The organism is Streptomyces sp. NPDC058691 (assembly GCF_042714775.1).
Lineage (GTDB): Bacteria > Actinomycetota > Actinomycetes > Streptomycetales > Streptomycetaceae > Actinacidiphila.
The window spans coordinates 32237-47582 of the sequence record NZ_JBHXSO010000037.1 but is presented as its reverse complement, the minus strand read 5'-3'; the positions used below and the strand labels follow the sequence as shown (position 1 = coordinate 47582).

Annotated in this window: 9 protein-coding genes; 1 reads left to right on the top strand and 8 read right to left on the bottom strand. The window is 73.7% G+C overall.

From position 1 onward, the window contains the following. Window positions 1-110: 110 nt before the first annotated feature. Genes ACFWVC_RS24945 through ACFWVC_RS24935 form a run of 3 tightly spaced genes read right to left on the bottom strand, consistent with a single transcriptional unit; the run spans window position 111 to window position 6471 of the window. On the bottom strand, window positions 111-4664 hold the full coding sequence (locus ACFWVC_RS24945) for an FtsK/SpoIIIE domain-containing protein (protein ID WP_384290248.1): 4554 nt from the start codon (window positions 4662-4664) through the stop codon (window positions 111-113). A 17-nt stretch (window positions 4665-4681) separates the two neighbouring features. After that, complete coding sequence (locus ACFWVC_RS24940; protein ID WP_384290246.1) at window positions 4682-5899, bottom strand: hypothetical protein; 1218 nt, start codon at window positions 5897-5899, stop codon at window positions 4682-4684. Then, window positions 5896-6471: a sigma-70 family RNA polymerase sigma factor gene (locus tag ACFWVC_RS24935; protein WP_384290243.1), complete on the bottom strand. Its 576-nt coding sequence runs from the start codon at window positions 6469-6471 to the stop codon at window positions 5896-5898. The genes ACFWVC_RS24940 and ACFWVC_RS24935 overlap by 4 nt, the downstream gene beginning before the upstream one ends. 253 nt (window positions 6472-6724) lie before the next feature. On the opposite strand from ACFWVC_RS24935, the gene ACFWVC_RS24930 reads away from it, so the two are divergent. After that, a complete protein-coding gene (locus ACFWVC_RS24930; RefSeq protein ID WP_384290239.1) occupies window positions 6725-7720 on the top strand; it encodes a ricin-type beta-trefoil lectin domain protein in 996 nt (331 codons plus the stop codon). Between the two features lie 22 nt (window positions 7721-7742). Here the strand turns inward: ACFWVC_RS24930 and ACFWVC_RS24925 are convergent, their stop codons facing one another. The 5 genes from ACFWVC_RS24925 to ACFWVC_RS24905 all read right to left on the bottom strand — a co-directional run bounded on the left by ACFWVC_RS24925 (window position 7743) and on the right by ACFWVC_RS24905 (window position 14894). Further along, on the bottom strand, window positions 7743-8858 hold the full coding sequence (locus ACFWVC_RS24925; protein WP_384290236.1) for a hypothetical protein: 1116 nt from the start codon (window positions 8856-8858) through the stop codon (window positions 7743-7745). Window positions 8859-9029: 171 nt separating this feature from the next. Continuing rightward, window positions 9030-10409, bottom strand: a complete 1380-nt coding sequence (locus tag ACFWVC_RS24920) for a UDP-glucose dehydrogenase family protein (RefSeq protein ID WP_384290234.1) — start codon at window positions 10407-10409, stop codon at window positions 9030-9032. Window positions 10410-10585: 176 nt separating this feature from the next. Then, window positions 10586-11752, bottom strand: coding sequence for a right-handed parallel beta-helix repeat-containing protein (locus ACFWVC_RS24915; RefSeq protein WP_384290230.1), 1167 nt, complete (start codon window positions 11750-11752; stop codon window positions 10586-10588). Then, entirely contained in the window at window positions 11749-13608 is a 1860-nt protein-coding gene (locus tag ACFWVC_RS24910) for a right-handed parallel beta-helix repeat-containing protein (protein ID WP_384290225.1), read from the bottom strand. The genes ACFWVC_RS24915 and ACFWVC_RS24910 overlap by 4 nt, the downstream gene beginning before the upstream one ends. Next, window positions 13605-14894, bottom strand: a complete 1290-nt coding sequence (locus ACFWVC_RS24905; RefSeq protein WP_384290221.1) for a glycosyltransferase family 2 protein — start codon at window positions 14892-14894, stop codon at window positions 13605-13607. Before ACFWVC_RS24905 ends, ACFWVC_RS24910 begins: the two co-directional genes overlap by 4 nt. Window positions 14895-15346: the final 452 nt, after the last annotated feature.

The following is a 15346-nucleotide window of genomic DNA, read 5'->3' as shown; positions in this document are numbered from 1 at the left end:
CGGCGTCACCTCGTGTGCCTGAGCACCCCTGTGACGGGGTGCTCAGGCACACGACCCCCCGCAAAGATCCCACCCCCGCCCCCCCCCCCCCCCTCCGCCGTTCCGGCGCGCTACTCGGCGCGCAGCGTCGTCAACGGCACCTGGACGGCCATCACCGTGCCGCCCGGGCCCGCGGTCCAGCCGCGACCCGGGTGGGCGACCGACCGTACGACGCTCTGCGGCAGCCGTACACCGATCAGATCGCCCTCGGACAGGGTCTTCGGGCCGAGCAGCAGACCACGGCGGGCGCGCTTGGCGCTGACCGTCCAGCCGCTGAGGCCGCCCTGGAGTCCGTCGGCGGAGGCGGCGTAGACCAGGCCGAGGCCCTGGTCGCGGCCGGAGACCGCGATCTCCTTGAGGAGTTTGTCCGCGGCCGGGTTCATCAGCAGGTCGGCGTCGTCGACCATCACCACCCGGGGGCCGGGCAGCGCGTCGAGCGCCGCCCGCACGTCGTCCGCCGACGGGTCCGGCTCGGTGAGCACCCGGGCCGTCGCATGCCGGGCGAGCGCCCGCAGCGGCGACTCGCGGGGGGTGAGGACGACCAGCGAGGTGCCGCCGGCCAGCAGCGAGACGGCCAGCGAGGCGAGGGCGTTGCTGCGCCCGGACCCGGCGGGGCCGAGCACGCCGAACACCGAGGACGAGCCGGCGAGGTCCGCGCCGACGGGCTCGCCGGAGTCGCCGCCGACGCCGAGCAGGCCCCACAGCGGGCGCCTGGAAGCGGCGGGCACCTTGTCGTACGTCTCGGCGAACTCCACCGACCGCGGCAGCGAGGCGATCTGGAACGGCCGGCGCGCCTGCGGCACCCGGACGTCCCGCTTGCGGGCGGTCTCGCCGATCGAGCGGAGCGCCTCGGCCTGCTCGGTGCCGCCGCCCGGGGCGAGCTGCGCCACCTGGGTCTCGGTGCCGGTCAGGACGTGCCAGCCGCGGCCGGGCGGGATGTTCGACGGGATCTTGCCGGGCATCAGGCCGACCGCCTGGTAGTCGCTGCGGTCGCCCTGCCGCAGCAGCAGCTTGTGGTCGTTGTGGGCGGCCATCCGCCCGCCCAGCAAGGAGCGTTCGGAGGTGGCGACGACATGGATGCCGGCTCCCGCGCCCTCGCGCACCAGCCGGATCACCTCCTGGACCAGCTGTCCGTGGTCGTGCTCGTCGAGGATGACGGACAGCGAGTCCCAGCCGTCGACGAGCAGCAGGATGTGCGCGGGACGCTCGGCCGCCGGCAGCAGTCGGCGCAGCTCGGTGATGCCCGTGGCGTTGTGCTGCTGCGCCAGGTCCTGACGGTTCGTCAACTCCTGGTTGAGGCGGCGCAGCAGGCGCCCGAGCCGCTCCATGTCGTGCCGGGAGACCACGGCACCGCAGTGCGGCAGCGCGGAGAGGGCGGCCAGGCCGCCGCCGCCCGCGTCGATCCCGTACAGGTGCACGTCCGCGCTGCTCGCCTTGCGCGCGGCGGATCCGGCCAGCGTGCGCAGCACCTGGGTGCGACCGGAGCGCGGGGAGCCGATGACGTACAGGTGCCCGAAGGAGGAGAGGTCCGCCACGGCCACCCGGCGCTGCTGGAGCTGCGGCACGTCCTCCAGCGCGTACGGGATGAGCAACCGCCCCTCGCGGTCCGAGCCGAACGCGTCGAGGTCGTCCAGGACCAGTGCGTCCTGGAGCGGCGGGAGCCAGGGGCTGGGCTGGGGGGTGAAGTCCTCCAGCGCGTCCGCGGCGGCGCGGATCTCGGCGACGAGTTCCTGAAGGTCCGTCGGTGCCGGGCTCTGCGGTGCGACGGCCGCCGCGGCGGGCTCGGCGGGCAGGACGGCGGGCCGGCCCAGCCCGTCCCACGACAGTTCGCCGGCGCGGACCACCTTGCGGGCCCCGGCCTCCGGCTCGGGGGTTCCCTCCGCCCTCGGGCGGGGACGCTCGGCGCCGACCCAGGCGGTCTGGAACGGCTCTGCCGACTTCGGCCCGCGGCGGATCAGGGCGCGTCCCGGGGTGGCGGGCGAGATGTCGCCCGCGTCCCGGGTGTCGATGATGTCCTGGCTCTCGGTCTGGTCGGTGACCCGCAGCGCGATACGAAGGTTGGTGTTGGCCCGGATGTCGCCGGTCACCACACCGGCCGGGCGCTGGGTGGCCAGGATCAGGTGGATGCCCAGCGAACGGCCGCGCTGGGCGATGCTGATGAGGCCGGGCACGAATTCGGGCACCTCGCGCACCAGGGTCGCGAACTCGTCGATGACCAGCAGCAGCCGGGGGAGCGGCGCCAGGGAGGGGTCGGCGGCGCGCTTGGCGCGGTACTCGGGGTGGTCCTTGGCGTCGGCGGCGGCGAGCACCTGCTCGCGGCGGCGCAGTTCGGCGCCGAGCGACTCCAGGGCCCGTTCCACGAGGTGGGCGTCGAGGTCGGTGACCATGCCCAGGGTGTGCGGGAGGTGCGCGCACTCCTTGAAGGCGCTGCCGCCCTTGTAGTCGACGAGGACGAAGGTCAGCTCGTCGGGCCGGTTGGCGGCGGCGAGCGAGGCCACGAAGGTCTGCAGCAGCTCGGACTTGCCGGAGCCGGTGGTCCCCGCGACCAGGCCGTGCGGGCCGTCCTGCACCAGGTCCAGGGAGAGCGGCCCGTCGAAGCCGCTGCCGAGCACGAAGGAGGTGGACGCGGGCCGGTTCCGCCAGCCCTCCAGGAGGGCTTCCGCGCTGGGCGGCTCCTGGCCCAGCAGGTCAAGCAGCCGTACCCGCTGCGGGAGTCCGGCGTCGTGCTCGGGGCTGACGTCCCGGAGGGGCGCCAGCGCGCGGGCCAGTTGCTCGCACCACTGGGCCGCGACCTGGTCGGCGCGGACCGCAGGGACGTCGGGGGTGCCGGGGCGCTTGACGGTCAGCCGGCCGCCGGCGGCGAGCACCACGCCGGTGCTCTCCTCGGGCAGCAGCCGCTCCTGCTCGTCCAGGCAGACGCTGAAGACGCGCACGCCCGGGCCCTCGGTGAGCACCTGCACCATGCCGGGCACGTCGCGCAGCCGGCGGGCGCCGTCGGCGATCACCAGCACGTCGGCCTCACGGAAGCCGGCGTTGCGGTCCGCGCCGATCGCTCGCTTGCGGGACTCGATCTGCGAGACCAGCTCGCCGACCCGGGCGTTGGTGGACTCCGCGTCGTTGCCGATCAGGACGACGGGCCCGGCGGAGCCGGCGGGGCGCAGGTGCGGCAGCCACCGCACCCAGGCCCACTCGGCGGCCCGCTCGGGCTCGGTGAGGACGATGACGCGCAGGTCGCGGGGGCTGTGCAGAACGGCCGCCTGCATCACCAGCCAGCGGGCGAGCGGCTGTACGTCCGCCGCGGGACCGGCCATGCCGACCACGCCGTGCGCCGGGATGTCGACGCCGATGGGGGTGTCGGGGATGTTCCAGCGGATCGCGCGGTGGTTCTCGTCGCGGGAGGGGTCCTCCAGCTCGCGCAGCGAGGGCTGGTCGGCGGTGCCCAGGCGCAGCACGAGGTGGTCGGGGTCGTGGCGGCGCCGCTCCCACAGCCGGCCGCCGGGGCCGGTGGCGATGAGGGCGACCGCGGCCGGGTCGGGCCCGGTGATGTCGCGGACGGTGCGCTCCCGGGCGACCGCCTCGCGGACGCCCTCCTCCAGCGTGGCGCGGCGCCGGGCGTACTGCCGCTCCGCCTCCTCGTAGTCCTTGCGGGCGGTGCGCCGGCCGGTGACCCAGTTGGAGACCAGCATGGTGGGGCCGAGCAGGATGAAGACGACGAAGTAGTACGACTTGAAGATGCTGATCATGAACAGGCCGAGGATCACCGGCGACAGCATCATCACGGCCGGAAAGGGGCGCTTGTTCGGCGGCGACGGCGGCGACGGCAGCCGGACCCGCTCGGCGTCCAGGTGCGGCGCGATCCGCGGCGGGCGGTTGTAATCGATCCCGTACCCGTCGGCGGACGGGGTGACGGCGGCGTCCGCCTCGACCGGCGCGCTGAGCCGCAGCAGCACCGATCCCACGGTCAGGTCCTCCCCGGCCGGCCAGGGCACGGGCTGCCCCGGGGCGCCGGTGCGCTCGGTGGCCACCTGCAGCGGGCGGGGACGGCGCAGGGCGGTGACGGCGTCGTCCGGCGGCGGGGCCGCCACGCGCGCCCGCACCGATCCGCCGGGCTCCTCGGACGTGCGGTGCCAGGACGCGGTCCCGTCGGGGGCGACCGTCACCCACAGACCGCGGGCGGGCACGCCCCCGGCCAGGGCGTCGAGCCGGATGGCGCACAGCGGGTCGGATCCGATCTCGTGACTGCCGGGGCCGAGCCGCCAGGTGCGCCCGGCGCCGGGGCCGGACACCACGTGAACCTCGGCGAGTTCCAGCTCGTCGTCGCCGGCCAGCCGCACCAGGTCGGCGGCCACGGCGGGGCCGCCGAAGCCCAGCAGGCCCCCGTCCCGGACACCGGCGCCGGCGACGCGGGCGGCAGGGTCCAGGCGGTGGCCGCCCGCGTACAGGGGCCGGGCGGCGGGTGCGGCGGCGGCCGCCCACTCCGGCCCGGAGCCGGCCCCGGCGGCCGGCGCGTGCTGCTGCTCCAGTGCCGCCGCGAGTTCCCCGATGGTGGCGTCGGCGGGGAGCCGCAACTGGTGGTCGCGGCGGAGTCCGTCCGCGCTGTCCACGGTGGTGATGGTGAGGTTCACGGTTTCCCGTCGGTGCGTCAGGGCGTCTGAGGCGCTGCGGAGACGCCGGCGATGCCGGAGGTCGTGGGCTCGGCGAGATCGTCGTCGGCGGCGAGGCCGAGCGCGGCGGCGGGGCGCTCCCGGACGGCCCCCGCGGCGGCCGGGGCCGGGGCGGCCTCGGAGGTGACCCCGAGCGCGAAGTCGGGCTCGGCCAGATCGTCGTGGGGCGCCGCCGCGACACCGGCGGGCAGCACGTCGGGGTGCACGACGGGCGCGAGGACGACCGGCGGCTCGTCGTCCGGCCCGGCGGACGCCGGGTGGGGCGGCAGGTCGTGCAGGGCCTTGACCACCGCGCGCGACAGCGGCAGGGCGTCGATCCGCCCGACCGCGGGGGCGCCGTGGACGGTGAGCATCCCGTCCCGGGCCGCGGCCAGCAGCCGCACCCGGCCCCGGGCGGCGCCCAGGGTCAGCAGCCGCACACCGTCCGGCAGCGGCCGGTCGACCGGCTCCGCGCACACCGCGAAGGCGATCCCGGGCTGTTCCACGATCTCCGCCGCCGGCCGTCCCGCGTGCCGCGGGTGCACCCCGGCCGCGACCGCGACCGAGCCCGCCGGCAGCCGGACCTCCAGCTGGGCGGCGAGGGCCTGGAGCACCGCGCGGGAGGCGCGCGGGGCGCCGTGGACGGAGACCGCGGGCGGCCCGGTGTACAGGTCCAGCAGCACCGCGTTGCGTCCGTCGGTGCCCGCGCAGACCAGCAGCGGCACGGCGGCGACGGTGTCCTGCGCGTTCTCCGCGCTCTCCGGGCTCTTGGGTTCGGCCACGTCGGCGCGGGCGATCCACCACAGGCGCGGGTCGGCGGCGTCCGCCGCCCACGGCTCGGGCGGTACGGGGACCGCGGAGCCCTGCGCCGCACCCGCGGCGACCAGCACGCCCACCAGGTCGGGCCCGGCCAGCACGCCGTACGGGCGGGCCGCCGGGTCGACGGCCGCGGCCCGGGTCATGGCCCGCTCCGCGTCGGCCCACAGGGCCGGGTCCTTCAGGAGCCGCAGCAGCAGCCGCAGCCGGCGCCGGTAGCGCACCTCGGTGCGCACCGGCACGGTGAACGCCAGTACCGTCAGCCGCACTTCGCGCCGCGTGCGGCGGAACAGGGCCTTCCAGCCGCCGCCGCGCCGCACCAGCCAGTGCGTCACCGTCACGACGAGGATGACGGCGCCGGCCAGCCCGAGCCAGGCGGTCAGCCCGCCCCCGGCGATCACGCGGCGGTCCTTCCGCGGCCGGCGTCGCCCGCCGGTCCGGCGAGCCCGCGGGCGCCGAGTTCGTCGCGCAGCGCCCGGATGCCGTGGTGGGTACGGGACTTGACCGTCCCCCGCGGCACGCCCAGGGTGCGGGCCACGTCCTCCCCGGTCTGCCCGAGCAGGTGGACCCTGGCCACCGCCTCGCGGTGCGCGGGGGCGAGTGCGTACAGGGCCTCGACCAGCACGCGCCGGTCCCCGACCTCCTCGGCGTGGTCCGGGACGGACGCCGTGGTCGCCGCGGCGAAGTCGTCCGGCGTGACCCCGATGGGCACGGCGCGGTTCCTCCGGACCCGGTCGGCCACGAGGTTGCGGGCCACCCGGAACAGCCACATGCGGATCGGCCGCTCGCGCCACTCCAGGAGCGGGGCGAGCTGCCAGGCCCGCAGCATGGTCTCCTGGACCACGTCCTCCACGGTGTGGGGGTCGCGTCCGATCAGTCCCGTGACGAAGCGGCGGAGGCTGTCCCGTTCGGCGAGGAGGAGCGCGACAGCGTCCTCTTCCCCGCCTGTGCGGCCATGGTCGACGAGGCTCACGACCTCTCCCCAGGGATCGAAGATGATTGCGGCGGTGATTAAATCAGCGCTCACGACAGGGCGCACAACCGCAGACGGGCAACATCGGTCGGCATTCGGCCTTCCGTTCCCAGCCGCGATCGTACAGTGGCGGGAGTTCGCTACGGTGTGGGTGCTCCCGTGACGCCGACGCTGCCGCGACGGGGGCTCTGGGCTTTTCCTATGCCCCTTTTGCTGATTTCCGATGAATTCTTCGCGCCTTTGAGGAGACGTCGTGCCGTCCGTTCTCTCTTCCGGGTCCTCCGGCGGTCCGTCCGAGGACCGGACCGGTGACCCGGCGGCACCGTTCACCGAGACCTTCGCCCGCCGTCCCGCCCTGCCGCGACGCGGACTGCTGCCGGGCAGGCGGGTGTGGGCCACCGCCGTCGGCGCGGTGGCGCTGGCCGTGGCCGGTGTGCTGATCGTGCCCCTCCTCGGGCGGATCGACCTCTTCTCGGAGTCGCCCGCGACCTCCGTCCGGACGGTCGCCGAGGACGCTCCCGAGCCCGGGGCGACCGCCTCCGGCAGCCCCGGTGCCCCCTCGGCGCAGCCAAACCGGCCGGCCTCCCCCGGCCACTCCCGGCCGACCGGCGCGGCGGGTTCGGCAGGCTCGGGGGGCCAGGGCACGGGCGGCGCGGGGCTGCTCGCGCCCGGCACCGGAACGTCGGGTCAGCAGTCCGGGGGCGGGGGGCAGAACCACCCGGCGGGCACCGAGCACACCGCCGGCGCCACCGCGACCGCCACCGGCAAACCCGCGGGCGGATCGGGGAGTTCGGGCGGCTCGGGCGGCTCGGGGAGCACCGGCGGCTCCGGCGGCTCCGGGAACCCCGCGACCGTGCCGGGAACAGGCCTGATCGGATCGGCCTCCGGCCGGTGCATCGACGTCACCGACGCCACCGGCGGCACGGCCAAGGACGGCACCCCGCTGCAGATCTGGAACTGCGACGGCATGGCCAACCAGAAGTGGGTCTTCGCCTCCGACGGCAGCCTGCGCGCGATGGGCCTGTGCATGGACGTGGCCTGGGGCTCCACCGCCAACGGCGCGGTCATCCAGCTCGCCACCTGCCGGGGCAACGGGGCCCAGCAGTTCTACCTCAGCGGCGCGGGCGACCTGGTGAACCGGCAGGCCGACAAGTGCGTGGACGTGGTGGACAACGGCACCGGCGCCGGCACCCGGCTGCAGCTGTGGACCTGCCTCGGCTCCGCCAACCAGAAGTGGCACCAGGGCTGACCCGCCCCAGGACAGCCTGCGGCTACAGGACCAGCGCCAGCACGAGCAGGGCCACCACCAGCGACGCCACCGCCACCGCGGTCGCGCGCAGCACCCGCCGCCGGGACGGGAGCGGGACGACCTCCGGCCCGGAACGACCGGGGAACACATAGAAGACCCGGTCCGGTTCGTGGTGGGTGGTGAGCCGCGCGAGCGGCAGATGGCGGATGGTGACGCGACGGGCGACCTCGCCGGGGATGCGGCCCAGCCGGGGGGCGATCGCGCCGTGGTGCTCGTGCTCCAGGTCGGCGGGCAGATCGGCCCGGAACGAGGTCAGCACCGTCTCGCGCCAGTCCCCGGCGGACTCGGCACGGCGCCGGGCCCGCAACGGCGGCCGCCTCTCGGGCAGCGTCACCGCCTCGGTGCGGTCGCGCTCCTCGATGACGGCGCCGGTCCACGTGGTGATCACGCCGGTGCCGCCGCAGGCCTCGTGCGGGACGGTTCCGGAGCCCTTGCACGGTGGGCACGGGACGGAGCCGCGCCCCGCGCACTTGGGGCACTCCGTCCGGGCACGGCCCGCGCACTTGGGGCACGCGGCGCGCGGACTGCGGCACTTCGCGCAGCGGACGCGCTCCGGCGAGGCCTGGGCCGATGCTCCGCCGGCGCCGTCCGCCGCACCGCGCCGCGCGGACGCGCGGGCGCGGCCGGTGCCCTCGCACGCGGTGCAGGGGTCAAGGCCGCGGCAGGCGGCGCAGACGACGGTGGTGTCGCAGGGGATGTCGCCGCGGCCCTCGCACCGCTTGCAGTGCCACGTCCCGTTGCCGCAGTCGCAGGCGCGCTCGCGTATGGAGTCGCGCTGGACGAGTTCGATCCGCCGCGGCCGGCCGGGCTCGGGAGGCGGGTCGGCCTTGTGGGTCGTCAGGTCGGTGTAGACCGCGCGCTTCGACAGGTCGATACGGCCCTTGTGGGACCGCGCGCTCTCCGTGCGGGTCTGCGTGGTCCGCACGATCCGGCAGTCCAGCAGCGAGTGCCAGGAGATCCGCACGGCGGTGAGGTGGCCGAGCCGGACGGGGTCGCCGCCGCCCCGCTCGGAGAGGTGCTGCTCCACTGCCCGGAGGATGTCCTCGTCGGTCGGCGGCACGGTCGGCGTTCCTGACAAGGCGTCAACTCCCCATCACCGGCGGATCAGAGGTGAACAGACGCAGCGTACGGGCGCCCCGACCGGCCATCAAGAAGACGGGAGTTCACCGGCACACCCGTGCCCGGGCCGCCGCCGCGGCAGCGGGACCTCCGGCGCCGGGCCCCGCGCGGGGCCCGGCGCGGCCCACCGTCAGGGGCGGCCGAGGGCGCGGTACTCCCAGCCCGCGGTGCGCCACTGGACCGGGTCCAGGGCGTGCCGCCCGTCCACGATGCGGCGGGAGGCGACGACGGCGCCCATCGCCTCGGGGTCGATCTGCCGGAACTCGGTCCACTCGGTGAGCAGGACGACGACGTCGGCGCCGGTCGCGGCGGAGAGCGCGTCGGTGCCGTAGGACAGCTCCGGGTGGCTGCGCCGCGCGTTCTCGGTGGCGGCCGGGTCGACGACGGTGACGTGGGCGCCGAGCTGGTGCAGGGTGCTCGCGACGTCCAGCGCGGGGGCGTCGCGGATGTCGTCGGAGTTGGGCTTGAAGGCGGCGCCGAGGGCGGTCACCCGCACCCCGGTGAGGTCGCCGCCCGCCATCTCGCGCACGAGGTCGACGGTGCGGGCGCGGCGGCGCTTGTTGATGCCGTCCACCTCGCGGAGGAAGGCGACGGCCTGGCCGACGCCGAGCTCCTCGGCCCGGTGCGCGAAGGCCCGGATGTCCTTGGGGAGGCAGCCGCCGCCGAAGCCGAGGCCCGGCTTGAGGAAGCGCCCGCCGATCCGGTCGTCGTACGCCAGCGCCTCGGCGAGGCCGGTGACGTCGCCGCCGGTGGCCTCGCAGACCTCGGCCATGGCGTTGATGTACGAGATCTTGGTGGCGAGGAAGGAGTTGGCGGCCACCTTGACCAGTTCTGCGGTGGTGAGGTCGGTGACGACCACCGGGGTGTCACGGGCGATCACCGGCGCGAAGGCGGCACGCAACTGCTCCTCCGCCCAGGCCGACGCGGTGCCGAAGACCAGCCGGTCCGGGCGCAGGGTGTCGTCCACGGCGTAGCCCTCGCGCAGGAACTCGGGGTTCCAGGCGAGCTCGACCTCGGAGCCGGCCGGCGCGGTGTTCCTCACCAGCTCGGTGAGCCGCGCCGCGGTGCCCACCGGGACGGTGGACTTGCCGACGACGAGCGCGCGCCGGCGCAGGTGCCGGGCGAGTTCGGTCACCGCGCTGTCGACATAGGTCATGTCGGCCGCGTCGGAGCCCCGCTGCTGGGGCGTGCCCACGCAGATGAAGTGGACGTCGCCGAACTCGGCGGCCTCCTCGAAGCTGGTCGTGAAGCGCAGCCGCCCGGAGTCCAGTGCCTTGGCGAGCAGTTCGGGCAGACCGGGCTCGAAGAACGGCACCTCGCCGCCGGCGAGACGCTCGATCTTGCCCGGGTCGACGTCCACACCCAGGACGTCGAAGCCGAGGACGGCCATGCAGATGGCGTGCGTGGCGCCGAGGTATCCGGTGCCGATGACGGTGAGGCGGGGGACCGCCCCGTCGCCTTCGCCGGGTCTGGCGCCGGCGACGTCCTCCGCGAAGGTGATGGCTGCCATGATCGCTCCAGGGTTTCTCGGTGGCTCTGCGTGTCGGGGGTGGTGCGGGACGTGGCGGATCGCCGCGTCCCGGGGTGCGTGGGGGCGTGACCTGCGGCCGCGGCGGCCCGTCCGAGGGACGGGCCCCGCGCGACGGCGGAACCGGGCTGCGGAGGGGGCCGGCCGGACGCGGTGCGTCAGGCGGCGCAGTCGGTGTTGGTCAGGCCCTTCCCCGCGCCGGTGGCCTTGTTGTCACAGGCCACCTTGTTGCCGTTGACGGGTGTGAGGTTGAAGCCGTAGCCCGGGCCGTCCACGTGCGCGACATTGCCCTTGAAGGTGTTGTCGCGTCCCCAGCCCTTGAGGATCTCGTGGGTCTGGAAGCCGTCCTCACGCGCGTGGCTGCCGGTGTTGAAGGAGATCGTCCAGCCGTTGCCCTTGACGTCGACCCACGAGTCGTTGTGATCCCCGGACAGGTCGGAGCCGTCGAAGGTGTTGCGGGTGACGACGCCCCCGGTGGTGCCTTCCTTGATGTCGATCGACTCGGCGGTGGTGGCGCTGATGTGGTTGCCGACGACCGTGTTGCGGTCGCTGTGGTCCGGCTTGCACTTGCTGACCGTGCACCAGTTGGACTCGGCGGTGCCGACGTAGACGCCCTCGCCGAACTTGGGCTTGCGCAGGCCGGTGTCGCGGACGGTGTTGTCGCGCACGACGTTGTCGGTGCTGAAGTTCCGCAGGTGGATGGCCTCGTCGCCGATGTGCTCCACGGTCAGGCCCTGGATGACGGAGTGCTCGACACGGTCGGCCATCACGCCCTTCTGGCCGTTGCGCACCGTGAAGCCGACCAGCCGCCAGTAGCTGGCGCCGTCGAGGTGGAAGGCGTAGCCGCCCTCGACGTCACCGGCGTCGATCACCGCGCCGGGGCCGCCGCAGACCCAGATGGGCCGGTCGGCGGTGCCCGCGGTCTCGGCGGTGAACTTGTCCTTGTAGGTGCCGTCGGCGAGCCCGATGACATCACCGGGCATGGCGTTGCCGAGGGCTTCGTCCAGCGAGTTGGCGTCGCCCACCATGATCGTGGGCGTCGGACAGGTGACCGCGTCGGCGGAGGCCTTCGCGGAGCCGGTGGCCTGCGTCGAGGACGGGGGCGGGGACGACGGCGACTCGAGCGCCCCCGTGACGGGGTCGGTCGGCGCGTCGGTCGGCTCCTGCGGAGCGGACGGCGAGGCGCTGTGGGTGGCGCGCGGTGTGGCACCCGCCGCGCGGGGGGTGTCCCCGCCGCCGCCCGAGGCGATCGAGACGATCAGGGCCACAAGGGAGATCACCAGGGCCGCCCCGGAGACCCACATGGTTCGGGTTCCGGTCTTCACTCGGCCATCACCGGGACCCGGTCCTGACCGGCGAGACGGATCTCGCGGACGTTGTCCTTGGGCAGCGGGCGCTTGTCCTGGTAGGGGTGGCGGCCGAGCTGCCGGGAGCGGCGGCCGCGCTGGCCGAGCGCCGCCGAGAACAGGATGAGCAGCAGGATGCCCGCCCACAGCAGGGTCATCGGGCTCGCGTAGTGCTTGAACTTCACCCAGAACGAGCTGGTGTCGTACCAGGCGAAGGTCTGGTTCTGCTTCACCGTGACGTCGCCGCTGGCTCGGGTGCTGTCGATGGCGCTCGGTCCGACGCCGGCGATCACGTTGTACGAGATCGTGGATCCCCCGATGCCGCCGACCAGCGAGACACCGTGGTTGCCGGCGTTCTCGACGGTGTTGCCGCGTACCTCGGCGACGGAGTCGCGCACGTACACGGCCGTGTCGGCGTCCTCCACGATGTTGCCGGTGACCTTGGCGCCCGTCACCCCGTCGCGCACCGAGATGCCCTGCCGGGACTGGCCGATCAGGTGGTTGCCGGTGACGGCGACCTTCTCCGCGTCCTTGCGGACCACGATGCCCATGTCGCCGCCGTTGATGGTGTTGTCCTGCACGCCGACGTCGGTGCCGCCGAGGACCTCGATGCCGTAGTGCCCGTTGTCCTTGGCGGTGCTGCTGGACACCGAGTTGGAGCCGTAGTTGCTGACGGACTGACCGGAGGCGGACGGGCCGTGGGCCAGCGCCTGACCGCTGATCGTGAAGCCGTTGCCGCCGTTGCCGATCGCCTTGGAGCCGGAGACCCGGACCTGCTGGGTGGCGCGGGCCATGACGAAGCCGTCGCCGCCGTTGTCCCGGGACTCGGTCTTCTCGACCACCGCGTTGGTGACGTAGCGGTGCAGCACGAGCCCGTCCTGCAGGCTGTCGCGGATGGTGGTGGAGTCGATGGTCACCCCGGTGGCGCCGGAGGCGAACAGCCCGTAGGCGTTGCCGGCCACCGTGGAGTGGCTGATGTCCGCCGACACGTAGGACAGCTTGGGCACGGTGAAACGGCTGTCCGGGGTGGTCAGTTTGCCCGCGGGGCCGGCCTGCACGCCGCTGCTGCTGAGCTGCCCGGTGTCCTCGTCGTCGATGGAGTCCGGGCCGTCGAGGCTGCCGGTGTTGGGGCGGTCGGTTCCGGTGAGGCTGAGCCCACCGGTACGGCCGCTCCAGAAACCCAGGTTGGAGATGTCCGCGTAGGTCATGGAGAACTGGCCGCCGATGGCGCGGATGTAGGCCCGCCCGTCCCGGGGGTCGGTGTCGGGCTTGTTCTTCTGCGGGTCCCAGCTGGTGACCTTGAAGTGCGCCTGCGGGGCGCCGTCGAACATGATCCGGCCGCCGAAGGAGACGATGGACACGAAGCCCAGGCGGCTGCTGGCCAGATGCAGGTTCAGCCCGCCGGGGTTGGACAGCCGCAGCTTGGCGCCGGAGTTCAGGTAGATGTTCTCGGTCAGCAGATACGAGCCGTCGGGCTTGCGCACGAAGGTCTGCGGCGCGAGCTTCAGCAGGTCGGCGACGGTGTACACCTGGCTGCGCCGGGTCAGCACGAGGGTGTAGCCGCCGGTCGTCTCCAGACGGTACGGCTTGCTGTACTTCAGGTCCTTCAGCGACGCGACCGCGGCGATCGCGCGGATCTGGTCGAGCCGGTGGTCCTCGCCGGCGACCAGCGCGGTCTGGGTCTCGGACTCCTCGGCGGTGTACTGCGAGCTCGTGTCCCCGGCGTCGTCGGCCAGGGCCGGTACGGCCGGTGCGAGCAGCAGCGCTGTGAGGGGCAGCGCCGCCGCGACGCGCAGCGCGAGGCGGGTGCGCCGCGCGGGTATCGGGCGGTTCATGACTGGAAGGCCCCCAAGCCGGAGGTGGCGGTCGTCTGCGTCGAGCCGAGCGATGCGGAGTCCTGGCCCTCGCCGCCGATGCTGTCGCTGCTGCGGGTGAGCCAGCCCTGCTTGTTCATCGTGACGAAAGCGTAGAGCTTGATCGGAAGCGAGATCATGATGACCACCAGGGCGAGCAGCGGCAGCAGCAGCACTTCCTGAGGGTGCCGGCGCAGGTGCGAGTAACCGCGCACGCCGCGGCCGACGAGCAGCCAGATCAGCGCCAGCGCGATGCCCTGGCCGGTCAGTTCCAGGCGGCTGAAGAGCAGGTAGCCGACGGCCATGCCCATGGTGACGGGGGTGAGCAGGATCTGCAGCACCGTGATCTTGGTGACCAGCGGCTGGCGCCACAGCCAGCCCTTGTACACGGCGGTGAGGTAGCAGCGGTAGGAGTTGCGGCTCCAGCGCACGCGCTGCTTGACGAACGCCCGGAAGGACGAGGGGAACATCGAGATCGCGCGGGCGGAGGACTGGTGGACCGTCTTGTAGCCGGAGGCCAGCACCAGCCAGGTGAGCCGGCCGTCATCGCCGGCTATGCAGCGGCGGCCGAGGAAGAACTCGTCCTCCAGGTTGGTCAGCACGGGCGTGATCGCCGCGCGGCGGTAGGCCGCGGTGCGCCCGGACAGGCACGCGACTGCTCCGGCCCGGCCCATGGCGGGGACGTAGTCGTAGTACCGGAGGTTGACCAGCCAGTCGGCTATGCGGCGCCAGACGCTGGAGCCGCGGAGGTAGACGTTCTGCTGGGTGCCGACGCCGCCGACCGCGGGGTCGACGAAGGGCATCTGCACGGCGTCCAGCAGGCCCGGCTCCCAGCGGGTGTCGGAGTCCACCAGGACGACCACCTCACCGCTCGCCGCGCGTATGCCCACGCCGAGCGCGGAACGCTTGCCGCGGTGCTCGAAGGCGATCACGCGCACCCGGGGGTCGGTCACCTGCGACAGCCGGCGGAGCACCTCGTGGTCCTCCACGTCGGGAACGATGATCACCTCCATCGGGTTCTGCGCCAGCCAGGTGTCCAGGCAGTCCAGGAGGATGTCGGGGTCCTCCCGGTAGGCGGGCACCACGACGGAGGTGGTGGTGCGGAAGTTGTTCACCACGGGTCTCGCGAACCGGGACAGCACCGCCCGGTACAGCCAGAGTCCCCACACGAAGAGACCGGCGAGGCCCAGCGGCATCGCGTCCCTCCAGGACGTCTCGCCGACCGCCTCCACCAGCCATGACCAGGACGAGTCCAAGAAACTCGACATGAAAAAGGCCCCCACACGAACCGGGTCAATCGCGATTGACCAAAAAAGCGACGCAAGCGACGCAGGTACGGAGGAATCTAAGGCATCAGGCACAACCCCTTCACGCGGGAAACACAAACTTCACTTTGGTCACGAAGGCCCCTTCATGCAGGGAAGCGCTCTCGGTGAACCGGAACCGATCGGACAACGGCCGAAATTGACCGTTCTGGTCGGCGAGTCCTGGTGCCGTCATCCGCCCCCTATCAGGCCGGGACCCTACCGGTCCCGCCGCGGCGGCTCCGCTCCGGCTCCCGGCTTCCGGGACCGGTGAACGCTGACACTCCGTAACCTGTGTGTCGGATGTCACATCGTCACATCGGGCCTGGTGAACGCGCGATGAACGCCCCCCGGGGGCACCCGGAATGCCGGGTTCGTCCGATGGTCCGGGCGGGTCGGTGGTCCGGCGGGCCGGC